Annotated in this window: 8 protein-coding genes and 2 pseudogenes; 6 read left to right on the top strand and 4 right to left on the bottom strand. The window is 55.6% G+C overall.

Features of this window, described 5'->3' with window-relative positions; translation table 11 throughout:
• From ACR3E2_RS20575 to ACR3E2_RS20550, 6 genes and pseudogenes are all read left to right on the top strand, one after another.
• Entirely contained in the window at positions 1-939 is a 939-nt protein-coding gene (locus ACR3E2_RS20575) for an ABC transporter permease (protein ID WP_480484901.1), read from the top strand.
• A gap of 12 nt (positions 940-951) precedes the next feature.
• Positions 952-1,809, top strand: a complete 858-nt coding sequence (locus tag ACR3E2_RS20570) for an ABC transporter permease (RefSeq protein ID WP_480484900.1) — start codon at positions 952-954, stop codon at positions 1,807-1,809.
• Complete coding sequence (locus tag ACR3E2_RS20565) at positions 1,806-2,786, top strand: ABC transporter ATP-binding protein (protein ID WP_480484899.1); 981 nt, start codon at positions 1,806-1,808, stop codon at positions 2,784-2,786. Before ACR3E2_RS20570 ends, ACR3E2_RS20565 begins: the two co-directional genes overlap by 4 nt.
• A complete protein-coding gene (locus tag ACR3E2_RS20560) occupies positions 2,783-3,706 on the top strand; it encodes an oligopeptide/dipeptide ABC transporter ATP-binding protein (RefSeq protein ID WP_480484898.1) in 924 nt (307 codons plus the stop codon). Before ACR3E2_RS20565 ends, ACR3E2_RS20560 begins: the two co-directional genes overlap by 4 nt.
• A gap of 12 nt (positions 3,707-3,718) precedes the next feature.
• Positions 3,719-5,361: pseudogene (locus ACR3E2_RS20555) on the top strand (amidohydrolase).
• Positions 5,361-6,863 carry a M81 family metallopeptidase gene (locus tag ACR3E2_RS20550; RefSeq protein WP_480484896.1) on the top strand — a complete coding sequence of 501 codons (1,503 nt, stop codon included), beginning with the start codon at positions 5,361-5,363 and terminating at the stop codon, positions 6,861-6,863. Before ACR3E2_RS20555 ends, ACR3E2_RS20550 begins: the two are co-directional and overlap by 1 nt.
• Positions 6,864-7,171: 308 nt before the next feature.
• Here the strand turns inward: ACR3E2_RS20550 and ACR3E2_RS20545 are convergent, their stop codons facing one another.
• The 4 genes and pseudogenes from ACR3E2_RS20545 to ACR3E2_RS20530 form a co-directional block, all read right to left on the bottom strand.
• Entirely contained in the window at positions 7,172-9,178 is a 2,007-nt protein-coding gene (locus ACR3E2_RS20545; RefSeq protein WP_480492894.1) for a hypothetical protein, read from the bottom strand.
• Positions 9,133-10,407 carry a M10 family metallopeptidase gene (locus tag ACR3E2_RS20540; RefSeq protein ID WP_480492892.1) on the bottom strand — a complete coding sequence of 425 codons (1,275 nt, stop codon included), beginning with the start codon at positions 10,405-10,407 and terminating at the stop codon, positions 9,133-9,135. Before ACR3E2_RS20540 ends, ACR3E2_RS20545 begins: the two co-directional genes overlap by 46 nt.
• Positions 10,408-10,866: 459 nt before the next feature.
• Positions 10,867-13,237: pseudogene (locus ACR3E2_RS20535) on the bottom strand (1-deoxy-D-xylulose-5-phosphate synthase N-terminal domain-containing protein).
• Positions 13,238-13,251: 14 nt separating this feature from the next.
• Positions 13,252-14,451: a methionine gamma-lyase gene (locus tag ACR3E2_RS20530; RefSeq protein WP_480483734.1), complete on the bottom strand. Its 1,200-nt coding sequence runs from the start codon at positions 14,449-14,451 to the stop codon at positions 13,252-13,254.
• Positions 14,452-14,511 lie beyond the last annotated feature (60 nt).

Below are 14,511 nucleotides of genomic sequence, written 5' to 3'. Positions count from 1 at the left end.
ATGCTGAACTTCGCAACCCGTCGCTTCGGGCTGTCGCTGCTCATCCTTTTCGTGGCGGTCACCGTCATGTTCCTGATGATCCGCGCTGTACCAGGCGATCCGGTCCAGATCATGCTGGGTCCGCGCGCCACACCCGAGCTTCAGGCCCAACTCACCGCCGCACTTGGTCTTGATCAACCGATCTGGAAACAGCTGCTGATCTTTTACTCGAACCTTTTGCAGGGTGACCTTGGCACCGATGTCTTCTCGGGTCGGTCTGTGACTGAGATTGTGTTTCAGCAATTGCCGTTCACTCTGGAGCTGATTTTTGCATCAATCCTGTGGTCCGCAAGTCTTGGTATCGCACTTGGCGCTTATGCGGCTGCGCATCCAAACACGATGATCGACCGGATCGCCGCCGCAATTTCCGTCAGTTTTGTTGCCGCTCCGGCCTTTGTTGTTGCGCTTTTGGCTTTGTTGGTTTTCGCCGTTAATTTGCAGTGGTTTCCCGCCATTGGGGCAGGAGAGGGGTTCTGGGACCGCCTTGACCATCTGGTTTTGCCTGCATTCGCCATAGGGCTCAGCTGGGTAGGATATATCGCACGGCTGGTACGGGCGTCGATGCTCGAGGTCATGGGTGAAAGCCATGTGCGTACCGCCCGGGCCTTTGGTATCGCGGAACGTCGCGTGGTCATGGTTTACGCATTGCGTATCGCAATTCTACCCGTGGTCACCGTGATCGGGGTCGGGATGGGCTTTCTGCTCAGCTCAGCCGTTTTTGCCGAAATCGTTTTTGCCCGACCAGGCTTGGGTAAGCTGGTCATCGACAGCATCACGACCCGAAACTATCCGATTGTGATGGGTTCGGTCCTTGTATCAACGGCACTGTTCGTTGTGTCGACCGCCTTGGCCGATCTGATCAACGCGCTACTCGATCCACGCGCACGCACGGCTCATTAAGGAGGCGGAGTGATGGTAAAATCTCGTTCCGAACTTGGCCAGATCATAGTCGGGGTTGCCCGCGACCCGCTTGGGTTAATGGGTTTGATAATCGTTGGGACCATCGTGTTCTGCGCGATATTTGCTGCCTGGATTGTGCCTTACGATCCCATTGCCATGGATATCAAATCCCGCCTGCAAGGGCCGTCCGCGGCGCATCTGCTGGGCACGGATCAGCTGGGTCGCGATACGTTTTCGCGGGTGATTGCTGGGGGGCAGGTTGCGCTTAAAGTGGCGCTGCCAGCTGTTTTCGGCGCGATGGCGATTGGCCTGACTTTGGGCATGATAGCCGGGTACGGGCCGAAATGGCTCGACAACCTGCTGATGCTGTTTTTCGATACCATCCGGTCCTTTCCGACGGTGATGTTTGCACTGGCTGTTGTGGCCCTTGTCGGGCCCAGCTTGCAGACAGTTGTATTCGTGGTCATGGCGACCTCGATCCCGACATATGGGCGCGTGGCGCGAACCCAGACCCTGACGCTTCGCAATTCCGAATTCATTCTGGCAGAGCGATCAATGGGGGCCAGCATGACGCGTATTCTGGGTGTGCACATGCTACCCAATATCATCGGGGTTCTGGCTGTCTTAGCAGCCATGGATATACCCACCGTCATCGCGCTGGAGGCCGGGCTGTCATTTTTGGGGTTGGGTGTGAAACCCCCGACACCCAGTTGGGGAGCCTTGCTCAAGGATGGCTATTCCCTGATCCGCCAAACACCGTGGCTGGTGGTGGGCGGGGGCCTGCCGATCATTCTGGCAACACTTGGATTCACTTTCCTGGGCGAAAGCCTACGTGATGTGGTCGACCCGAAATTGAGGAAACAGCGATGACCGATACACTGCTGGAAATCGACCGCCTGAGTGTTGACTACGAAACGGGCCGTGGCGACCTTAAGGCCCTGAGGAACATCACATTCAACGTCAACAAGGGTGAAATTGTTGGTATTGTCGGGGAATCCGGATGCGGCAAATCCACCCTGATCTCATCCATCCTGCGCCTGACCGCCCCCAATACGCGGTTCCGTCAAGGTGAGGTTCGTTTCAAAGGGCAGGACCTGTTGAAGGCTTCCGAGCGTCAGATGCGCGACCTGCGCGGTGCAGACATATCCATTGTCTTCCAGGATCCGATGCAAACGCACAATCCGGTTCTGACCATCGGGCAGCAGATGCTGGACATTCAGCATCGCTCAAAGCAGTCAAAGGCGGATAAATTGACCCACGCAGCCAAGATGCTGGGTGCTGTCGGCATCCCCGATCCCGAAGCGCGCCTGAAGCAGTATCCGCATGAGTTCTCAGGTGGGATGCGCCAGCGGATCGCCATAGCAATGGCGTTGATGTCCGAGCCGGACCTCTTGATCGCGGATGAGCCAACCACTGCATTGGACGCCACTCTTGAGGTACAGATCATCGAGCGCCTACAAGAATTACAGCGCGAGTTTCATTGTGCCATTCTGTTTATTTCGCACCATCTGGGCGTGATCGCGGAACTCTGCGACCGGGTGGTGGTGATGTATGCAGGAGCCGTTGTCGAAAGCGGCGATGTGCGTGAGATTTTCCACAACCCTAAACACCCCTATACACGTCGTCTGATCGAATGTGATCCCGGCCACATCAAAGAACGCGCCCGCGTTTTGCCCACCATCCCCGGTGAAGTGCCTGATCTGGCCAACCTGCCCGGGGGGTGCATCTTTCGGGACCGTTGCGATCAGGCCATGGCGCGCTGCGCGACCGATGTGCCGCCACTGGATCAACTGAAAGAAGGCCACCACGCCGCATGCTGGCTGAACCACGAGGAGGTCGCAACATGAGCTTGCTGAATGTCGTGGATCTTAAAACCAGTTATGGACCGGCCAATGTTCTGGCGGGTGTCAGCTTTACCGTAGAACCTGGCGAAACTTACGCTCTGGTTGGTGAAAGCGGATCGGGTAAGACGACGGTAATCCGCGCGATTGCGGGTCTTGCGCCTGCACAGGACGGTTCGGTCACATTCGAAGGTCGGGAAATTCGGGGCGCGCCGGAAAGCGTCATGCGCCCGCTGCGTAAAGACATGGCGATGATGTTTCAGGACCCGGTCGGTAGCCTGTCGCCCCGCCTGACAATCCGCAGCCTGATCACCGAACCCTATCGCATTCAGGGTATGAAAGATCGCGATCTGGATGCCGAGGCCAAGCGCCTATTGGAAATGGTGAACCTGCCCGCGCATTTTGCCGATCGCTATCCCTATCAGCTGTCAGGAGGTCAGGCCCGGCGCGTGGGCGTCGCGCGCGCCCTGGCGCTGGAACCCAAGCTGATCCTTGCGGATGAGCCGACTGCCGGTCTTGATGTCTCGGTTCAGGGTGAGTTGCTGAACCTGCTCAACGAACTGCGTGAAAGGCTGGGGCTGGCGATGGTCATCATCACGCACAACCTCAGCGTCGTGCGTCACGTGGCCGACAGAATGGGCATCATGTATCTGGGCCGTTTGGTCGAGGAGGGCACAACCGAAACGATCTTCAACAACCCGCGCCATCCCTACACCCGCTGCCTTCTGAGCGCCAACCCCGAGCCGGACCCGGATGCGCGATTGGAACGGATCGCCCTCAAAGGGGAGCCTCCCAGCCTGCTGAAGCGGCCATCTGGCTGTGAGTTTCGCGAGCGTTGCCCCTTTGCCAGAGACATTTGCACCCAAACCCCGGAATGGGAAGTAAAGGGCGGCCATGGGCTGCGTTGTCTGGCCCCGCTGTCGTAACTAGGAAATCCAATGCCAAGCACACTCTACTTCAACGGCACCATCCTGACTATGGATGCGCAGAACTCTTCACCAGAGGCGGTGCTGACTGACGGCAACAGAATTCAGGCAGTGGGGGCCGAGGCTGAGTTGCGCGCCCGCATGCCTTCGGATGCGCACGAGCATGATCTGAAGGGTCGTACCCTGATGCCCGCCTTTATCGACCCACACGGGCACTTTCCCGATCCCGGCTTTGTTAAGCTGTTCCGTGTCGATCTGTCTTCGCCGCCTTTAGGGGATTGCAGAGACATGTCACAGGCGTTGGACAGGCTTCACGAAAAGGCGAGTGCAACACCCGAGGGTGAATGGGTCATGGGGGTGTCCTTTGACAATACGTCCATTCTGGAAGGTCGAATGCCCACACGGGCCGAACTGGACGGCGTGTCACAACGCCATCCAATCTGGGTCATTCACGCGTCGGGTCATAATGGCGTGGCAAATTCTCTCGCGCTGGAAAGACGCGGGATAACTCGTGAAACTCCTGATCCAAGGGGGCCGTTATGGCCGCGATCCGAAACCGGAGCACTGACCGGATTGATGGAAGGGCTGTCGGCCATGGGTGAAATGGGCGATACTGATTTCCTGATTGACCGCGACCGGTTTTGGCGGGGTTTTGACGCCTGCCGCAGCGAATACCTGGCCCATGGTGTGACCTATGCCCAAAATGCCTGGGCATCGCAGCCCATGCTGGACCACTTCGCCAGCCTGCCTGCGGATCAGGATCCGGGAATTGACATCGAGCTTTTGCCCGTCGGAGATCTGGAGCCAGAGTTATCTTCGCGTTGGATTGGAACGAGCTGGCCGGGCAACCCGCATTTTTCGCTGGGTCCGCGCAAACTGTTTACGGACGGGGCCTTTCAGTTACAGACCGCGTATTTGTCTGCTCCATATTTCAAACCTGCCAGCCCTGATAATCCTTGTGGAATGACCTATACCTCGCAAGAGCAGCTGGTTGCGGATGTAGAAAAGCTCCACAGTCAGGGCTTGCAGATTCACTGCCACTGCAATGGCGATGCCGGTGCCGAGATGTTCATAGATGCGGTGGAAAAGGCGCTTGTTGCACACCCGCGCCAGGATCATCGACATACCATTATCCATGGCCAGGTTCTGAGGGATGACCAATTGGAGCGTATGGCCCGGCTTGGTCTGACCGTCAGCTTCTTCCCGCCCATGTCTTCTTTTGGGGGGATCGTCATTACGATACTTTCCTGGGACCCGAGCGAGCCGAACGGATATCGCCGGCGGCGTCAGCCGAACGGTATGGCGTGCGATACACGATCCACAACGACGCCTCGGTCACACCGACGCGTCCAATCCATCTTGCCCATTGCGCGGTGAACCGAAAATCCGCTTCTGGCCGTGTGCTTGGCGAGGATCAGAAGATCAGCGTTATTTCAGCCCTGCGGGCCCAAACCATCGAAGCCGCTTGGCAGGTGTTCAAGGAAGATCAACGCGGATCCATAGAACCGGGTAAAATTGCAGATTTTGTTGTTCTTTCGCGCAATCCACTGCACGACCCGGACCGCCTGTCAGACACTGTCGTGCTTGAAACCATCCGCTATGGCGAAAGGGTTTTTTCCGCTGTGTGTACTGAACAAGAGTTTGAGCACGCATAATGGCGACCAAGCGTATTGTGATCGCGGGGTTCCAACATGAAACCAACTGTTTCGGTGTAACGAAAGCTGGGATGCCTGAGTTTGAGATGGCGGATTCCTGGCCGGGAATGCTGCATGGTTCACAGGTTCTTCTGGAAACCGGGGGCATGAACCTTCCGATCGCGGGTTTCACCGCCGCGGCACAGGCAACGGGATTTGATGTCATTCCCGTTTTGTGGTGCTCTGCCGAACCGTCCGCCCATGTCACCGATCATGCATTCGAAACGATCTGCGGGATGCTGTTGGACGGAATATGGGGCGCAGGCCAGATTGACGGTGTCTATCTTGATCTGCACGGAGCTATGGTCTCCGAAAGCCTTGCTGACGGTGAAGGAGAGCTTTTGCGTCGCGTTCGTGAAACTGTGGGTCCAGACGTTCCAGTGGTCGCAAGTTTGGACCTTCATGCCAACATTTCCACCGAAATGGTCAAACACTCAGACTACCTGTCGATTTTTCGCACTTACCCACATTTGGATATGGCGGAAGCGGGTGCACGATGCGTTCCAGTCTTGCGTCGCCTGCTGGCGGGTGAAACCCTATACAAAACGTTCCAACCGGTGCCTTACCTGATCCCCCTGCATGCGCAACACACGGGTTCTGCGCCGATCAGTGATATCTATCAATTGCCTGTCAGGTTTGAACAGCAAGGCATTCTGGCAGAGATCGCTCTTGGTTTTACGGCGGCGGATTATCCTGACACCGGACCATCCTGCCTTGCTTATGCCTTGACTGCTGAAAAAGCGGCTGCCGCTGCCAAAGAGATTGTCAGCATGTTCCTGTCCCGTGAGGCCAATCTTGAATGTAAGATGTTGTCTTTGGAAGAGGCCGTTTCCACATGTCGTCAAAGGCGCGAAAAACCCATCGTTCTAGCCGATGTTCAGGACAATCCGGGCGCAGGCGGAACGTCAGATACAACGGGGCTGCTGGCCGCTTTGATTGAGGGCGGGGTAAAAAACGTTCTGATGGGTCTGTTCCATGATCCGGAAAGTGCCATTCAGGCCCATGCGGCAGGGGAGGGCGCACGGATCATTTTGGCTATCGGCGCAAAGTCGAACCTGGCCGGACATGTTCCATTCAGGGCAGAGTTTGAAGTGCTTTCCTTAAGTGATGGCACATGCCGCTATACCGGTGAAATGTATGGCGGCGGAACAGCTACGCTTGGCAAGACAGCTGCGCTTCGCTTGGTTGGACACGACGCCGAGATCGACCTTGTCGTCACAAGCATACGAAACCAATGCCTGGATCGCGCACATTTCACACATATCGGGTTAAACCCTCTGAGTTATTCGGTGATCTGCGTCAAAAGCACAGCGCATTTCCGGGCGGATTTCGAACCAATTGCAAGCCATGTATATGCGGTCGCTGCGCCTGGGGTTTTCCTCTGCGACCTTGGAAAGGTCCCTTATTCTTGTATCAACAGAAGGTTGGCCAACTGTCGCCATACCTCCTTTGACGTGACGTGAAACGAAAGTTTGTTGACGTGCGATACGCCCCAATGGATTCAAATATCTCAACCCCGAAGAGTCAGCCTTGAGCCGTCCACATAAACCTGACCCCAATTGGATCTTGAATACGATTCCCTGAGGCCAGTCGGCCAAAATGCATCTTCATACACCAGTTGACCCACGTCTCTCTCAGAGCTTGTTACAACGCAAAGGCAACTTGCACATCACTGAATCGTTTCTTCGGCATAGATACACTTCTCTCGCACCAGAAATGTATCCGAGGCAATCGCAGCGCGATCAGCATCTCCTACTGAGCGGGGTCAACATTACCAAAAGAAGCTGTCATCCTCCAGCAAGGATGCAATTGTCAGGTTGGCATCCTCTTCTGGCACATTGTCTGTGGCTTCTTGCCACACAGCTTCCAGGATGGTTGTCGAAGGCCCGTAAATGTTGTTTTTCACGCAAGAGACAACCAATCCATAGATATCTTCCTCATTCTGGAAGGTGGGCAAGTCTGGCACGAATTCCAGATAGTCGACATCTTCGTCCCATTCGGAGGCACCGGACTCCTCGGCCACCGTCACGGTATTGTTTTCCGGTGCCAACAAAGCGCTCAGTTTTGGTTGAGCAGGACCGATGGTCCCATTTCCATCAATATCGTGACTGTAGAAGGTTTCGACATCCACAACATTGGCGATGCTAACACCGCCTTGGTATTGCCCCGAAGCATCCGTGGTCCATTCAGCATATGACCCGTTCGCATTTTGCCACAGCACCTTGTAGCCACCGCCCGAGGCTTCGGCCTGAAGCGCCTGCCAGCCCGGCAGGCTGTCTGGCCCAATAGCATTGCCGTTATACGTCAGGTTGACGGTACCGTTGATCAGGTACTCACCGCGGGTTGAAGACGCGAGTGTGGTCGACCCGCTGGTCTCGATATTGGTTATGGCGTGGCCGGTCTGGCCGTCATTGTTCAGATCAACACCATAAAAGGTTTCGACATCCACAACATTGGCGATGCTAACACCGCCTTGGTATTGCCCCGAAGCATCCGTGGTCCATTCAGCATATGACCCGTTCGCATTTTGCCACAGCACCTTGTAGCCACCGCCCGAGGCTTCGGCCTGAAGCGCCTGCCAGCCCGGCAGGCTGTCTGGCCCAATAGCATTGCCGTTATACGTCAGGTTGACGGTACCGTTGATCAGGTACTCACCGCGGGTTGAAGACGCGAGTGTGGTCGACCCGCTGGTCTCGATATTGGTTATGGCGTGGCCGGTCTGGCCGTCATTGTTCAGATCAACACCATAAAAGGCTTCGACATCCACAACATTGGCGATGCTAACACCGCCTTGGTATTGCCCCGAGGCATCCGTGGTCCATTCAGCATATGACCCGTTCGCATTTTGCCACAGCACCTTGTAGCCACCGCCCGAGGCTTCGGCCTGAAGCGCCTGCCAGCCCGGCAGGCTGTCTGGCCCAATTGTATTGCCATTATACGTCAGGTTGATGGTACCGTTGATCAGGTACTCACCGCGGGTTGAAGACGCGAGTGTTATCGACCCGCTGGTCTCGATATTGGTTATGGCGTGGCCGGTCTGGCCGTCATTGTTCAGATCAACACCATAAAAGGCCTCGACATCCACGACATTGGCGATGCCGGTCCCGCTAACATATTGCCCCGAGGCATCCGTGGTCCATTCAGCATATGACCCGTTCGCATTTTGCCACAGCACCTTGTAGCCACCGCCCGAGGCTTCGGCCTGAAGCGCCTGCCAGCCCGGCAGGCTGTCTGGCCCAATTGTATTGCCATTATACGTCAGGTTGATGGTACCGTTGATCAGGTACTCACCGCGGGTTGAAGACGCGAGTGTTATCGACCCGCTGGTCTCGATATTGGTTATGGCGTGGCCGGTCTGGCCGTCATTGTTCAGATCAACACCATAAAAGGCCTCGACATCCACGACATTGGCGATGCCGGTCCCGCTAACATATTGCCCCGAGGCATCCGTGGTCCATTCAGCATATGACCCGTTCGCATTTTGCCACAGCACCTTGTAGCCACCGCCCGAGGCTTCGGCCTGAAGCGCCTGCCAGCCCGCTAGCGAGTTCTGCCCAATAGACTGGCCACCATAAATCAAAGCAATGTTCGAACTTCCACCATCCAGCACATAAAGCCCTTGGCTGGCATGTTGTAACGTCGTTCCCTGTGTATCAATATCTGAAAGCTGCATTGCAGACTTGATATTCGACCGGGTATACTGCTGTAACCCGTCAAGAAACTGGACCAACTCTACGTCGTCTGCAATGGTGAAAGTTGTGCGCGAGACGACGTCCAAAACTCGTACAAAACGCCGTTTTCAAAGAATAAATAGTTACTTATCGCGCTGACAAATCTGACAGTGTCTGTGCCGGTTCCACCTGTAAACGTGCCTGCGTTGCTCTGCACAACAGCCAGATCATTGCCCTGGTCCCCAAAGACCTGGTCAGCGCCGGTACCTTGGGCCACAAAAATGATATCGTTGCCTTGGCCGCCATAGATGGTGTTGTTATTGCTTCCGTTGGACAGCGAGTGAATGGTGTCGTTTCCGTCGTTCCCGCGCAAGACGTTCTGAGCGGTATTGCCGACAATAGTATCAGCACCCGATCCGCCAGACGCGTTTTCAATCACAACGCCATGCGCGATTGTGAAACCACCTTTTATTCCAGCCGCATGCGAAATCAGCCCACCTCCGGTGACGGAATAGTCCAATGTGGCGGCCCGGAGATCTATGTGTGCGTTCGAACTGCCAACATGTTGTATTGTGTCAATCCCGCCAGTATCCCAAATGGCCTGATACCCAGTTCCTGCGACGTTTGCAGAGGGAAGTGTGTAGGTATTGCCCCCGGAATTATATGAAGTATTCGCCCCATACATGGCCTGCAACGCGGCAATATCCAAAGCCCCAAGCCCCGTTGAACCACCGTACGTTGCGTTAAAGTGTAGCCCCCCGTTTTGTGAAGTCCATCCATCGTTATACGACATCACAGTGTAGACACCCTGATTGAGGCCCGCCGCCCCAAACGAGTCGAATGGCGACGTTACACCGCTCAACACGGTTGTACCCAATCCGGTGTCATGAGGATGCCCCAACCCAAGGGCGTGACCTAATTCATGGACCAAAGTAGTAAAGAAAAACCCGCCCGGATCACCGTTTCCGTTGAAAGAAGCAGTCCAGTATGACGTGTTGAACGCTCCATAGGATGTCCCGCTCGATGGCGAATAGTGAAATCCGAGAGTTCGCGGGTTTTCAAAGAATGAAGAAGGCGCGAGAACCTCAACCAAGTCAGCGGAACCGGAGGTGACTTCGACAAAAGTAATGTTTGCAACGGCTTCTATTGCGGCCAGCGCCGCACGGAACTCCGCCTTATACTCTGATGACCAAGCCTGCGTATCAGAGAAGTGCCCGAAACTGTAGGAAATCACCGTCGTGGTCGACGGATTCCCGTCACCATATGCATAGGTGCCCTGGATAGAGCTGAGCGGAGAACTTACGGACGGTCTGGGGATTGTTGTAACGGTGGCCATTATTCTGTCTTAGAAATTAGGTGTTATTGATTGCGCTGAAACTGCTCGAACAAAGTGTTCTTTTTGGGGCAAACGCGTACTGGAGTGTCTCCTGCAAACTACATTATCAACGGCTATTCAAGAGTTACATTCTAGAGGAACAGACCCATTTTTATTAAGCGCATACATGAATAAGAATATTTCCAAAAAACCGGTCGGATAGCGTGCATAGGCCGACTTAATACACGCAAAATTGATTTTCCTGGCGGTCCATACCAACGACAGTTTTGAGCACCTGTAGTGACAGAAGCAAAGGCGCGCGGATCTTTTCTTTAGTCCCGAGTCGTAATTCTTCTCAGATCCCAAAAGTTTGGTTCGAACAAGGTGCCTTTCGTTTGGGGTTTCGAACCCAAGCGCGCCTGCAGAAAGGGCCCAATTACCCTGAGGGTAAGGCCTGGCTGTGACGTCCAACACCGCCGCTCATGTGCGAAGCAAAGCCTTGCCATGGGTCAGACCATTCACCTTCTCCAGGATAGCGTCCGCGTCAATGCAATGGTGCCGATAGAGGTCGCCAATTGTCCCTGTCTGACCAAAATGTTCGACCCCAATGGGATGGTCTGATGTCCCTGTACGGCACCCAGCCAAGACAATGTCGCGGGGTGTCCGTCGATCACGGTAACCAGCTTGCAGTGGCACGGCAGACCGGACATCAAAGTTTCGATGTGGGACCGAGCCTCCTGATTGCCGCGCGAACGCGCCCGTTGCGCTGCCGTCCACCCAGCGTTTAGCCGGTCTGCCGAAGTCACCGCCAGCACTCCAATGTCTTTGCGTCCTTCGCCCATCACGCCAGCGGCTTTGATCGCTTCGGGTGCAACGGCCCCCTGATAAGCGATTACGACCTCGCAATTCGGGCCCGGCTTCCGCAGCCAGTATGCACCATCTATGGCACCTTGACGGAACTCATCGCCCACGCGTTTGCCAGGCTGTTCAATCGGGTTTGTCGTCAAGCGCAGATAAACCGAACCGCCTGTTTCGTCACGCAGCCAGGTGCGTTCGTCCGGTTGCCCTTCGCCATCACGCTGCAGGTAGTCAAAGGCCCACTCCATGATCACCGCCAGTTCATCAGCAAAGGCTGGCTCAAAGGCCGCCAGCCCGTCCTGGCTCATCCCGATCAAAGGTGTGCCAATGGATTGATGCGCGCCGCCTTCTGGGGCCAGCGTTATGCCCGAAGGCGTGCCGACCAGCATAAAGCGCGCATCCTGATAACAAGCATAATTGAGCGCATCGAGGCCACGGCTGACAAAGGGGTCATACACAGTGCCGATCGGGATAAGCCGCTTGCCGAACAGGGAATGCGAAAGGCCCGCAGCGCCCAAAAGCAACAAGAGGTTCATCTCGGCAATACCAAGCTCGATATGTTGCCCTTCGGGAGTAAATTCCCATCTTGCCGTCGAGGGGATACGATGTTCAATAAAAGCGTCGGCTTGCTCGGATCTGGCAAACAGTTTGCGCCGGTTAACCCACGGGCCAAGGTTTGTTGTGCCTGTGACATCAGGGGACGTCGTCAGGATACGCTCGGCCAATTGGCTGTCGCCCTTCGACAAGTCATCCAAAATCTTGCCGAAAGCCATTTGGGTCGAGATTTCGCGGCTTGTGTCGATGTCAATTGATGGAACATCCAGCTTGCCATCGAAATAGCGTCGCGGACCTTTTGCAAAGAAGGGAACTTTCGACAGAAAATCTTTCAACGCCTCTGGGTCCGGCACTGCCGAGAGAGGTTCCCATTCCTTGCCGGCAGGCACGCCCATATGTTCTTGCCACGCGACGAACTGGCTGTTGTTCATCAGTCCGCCGTGGTTGTCCTTGTGGCCCGCAATTGGCGTGCCCCATCCCTTGACAGTGTAGGCCAGGAAACAGGTAGGGCGGTCATGTTCGATTGCATCAAAGGTTTGGGCCATGGTCTCGACGCAGTTGCCGCCGAGGTTTTCCATCAATGCAGCGAGTTCGGCATCTGTGCGCCGTTCGATCAGCGCCGTCACATCCCCCTGATCCCCAAGATCGTCCATGAGGCGCTTTCGCCAAACCTCGCCACCCATGAACGTCAGGGCCGAGTATTCCGGTTCGAGCAGGCATCAATCCAGTCTCGCAGCCGATCACCGCCAGGTTCCTTGAAGGCCGCGCGCTGCAGGACACCATGCTTCACGCGCACAACATCCCATCCAAAGGCATCAAAGATTTTCTCGATCCGTTCGAACAAACCTTCACGAACGATGCCGTCGAGCGACTGCCGATTGTAGTCGATAATCCACCACGTGTTGCGCAGGCCGTTTTTCCAGCCTTCCTGCAATGCTTCGTATACGTTGCCTTCATCCAGTTCAGCGTCGCCTACAAGCGCCACCATGCGCCCCATCGGGGCATCTGCCCCCCAGTTTTTGGCCTTGACGTAGTCCTGAATGATCGAAGCAAACGAGGTGATCGCGACACCCAAACCTACCGAACCTGTCGAAAAGTCGACATCATCGATATCCTTTGTCCGGCTGGGATAGCTTTGCACGCCGCCAAACCCGCGAAAGTTCTCCATCTTCTCGCGGGTCTGGTTGCCCATAAGGTACTGCATCGCGTGGAAAACCGGTGACGCATGAGGCTTGACCGCAACCCGATCTTCGGGACGCAAAGCCGAGAAGTAGAGCGCCGTCATGATCGAAACCATCGACGCGGACGACGCTTGATGACCACCAACCTTGATCCCATCCACCTTGGGACGGATATGGTTGGCATGGTGGATCATCCAATGCGACAACCACAGCAAACGCTGTTCGACGATTTTCAACAGCTTGGGATCATTCGGCATGGTGGTCTCCGGGTTCATGCGGCACTGCGGGCAGGGTAGGGCAGAGCTTGCTCCAAATCCGCAAGGATGTCATCAACGTCTTCCAGCCCGACGGAAAGACGGATCAGACCGTCGCTGATCCCATGTTCTGCCCGTTCTTCCGCAGTATAAGTCGAATGAGTCATGGATGCCGGGTGCTGGATCAGGGTTTCTGCATCCCCCAAGGACACGGCGCGTTGGATCATGTTCAGGCGGTTCATGAACTCGATGCCACCGGACAGGCCAGACTTGATTTCAAAGGCGATCATGGCCCCCGGCTGCGACATCTGGCGTTGTGCGACATCGTGCTGGGCAAAACTCTCAAGCCCCGGGAAATAAACCTCACTGACGGCCGGGTGTGCCTGAAGGTAATCGGCGACAACCTTGGCGGACGCACAGTGGCGATCCAGTCGCAGGTTCAGTGTCTTCAGTCCACGCAGGATCAGCATTGCGTTGAAAGGTGCCATCACTGCGCCTGTCATGTCCTTCATGCCGACAAGCCGGATCTCAGAAATCTGCTCGGCGGTTCCGACCACAAGACCCGCGACCACATCGCCATGCCCGCCCAGATATTTGGTGGCGGAGTGCAGGACGATATCCGCGCCGTGCTCGATCGGGCGGGTCAGATATGGGCTGGCATATGTATTGTCGACCACAACCTGTGCACCGACAGAATGTGCAATCTCTGAACTGGCAGCGATATCCACCAAGCGCATGTTTGGATTGGCTGGGGTTTCAAAATAGACGACGCGGGTTTTTTCGGAAACAGCGGCTTTCAGGTTCGCAGGGTCCGTCATGTCGACATGGGTAATAGTGACACCCCATTTTGCCAGACCGTGGCGCATGAAAGCGAATGTGCAGCCGTAGAGCGTCTTGTCGACAATGACTTCGTCACCTGGCGACAGCAGGGTCCAAAGTACGGCGGTAATTGCACCCATCCCGCTGGACAGTGCAAGTCCAGCCTCGGCACCTTCCAGCACGGCAATACGCTTTTCAAGAAGGTCACAAGTAGGGTTCGATATCCGACTATAGATATGACCTGCGCGCTCGCCAGAAAACATTTCACCGCCGGCCTCTGCGGTTTCGAAGGAGAAGGTTGAGGTCAAGTGGAGGGGCGGGGTCAGCGCACCATCGTTTTCAGATGGGTTGTAGGCATGATGAATGGCGCGAGTGGCAAATCCGGTTGTGTGGGTCACGGTGAGCTCCTGATCTAAGTTGTTACCACTTTGCGCCTTTACTTTGAGCAATGGGTTGCA

The sequence above is a fragment of the Ruegeria sp. AL7 genome (assembly GCF_056536105.1).
Note: the sequence above shows the minus strand (reverse complement) of the source record. Positions and strands in the feature narration are given on the sequence as shown.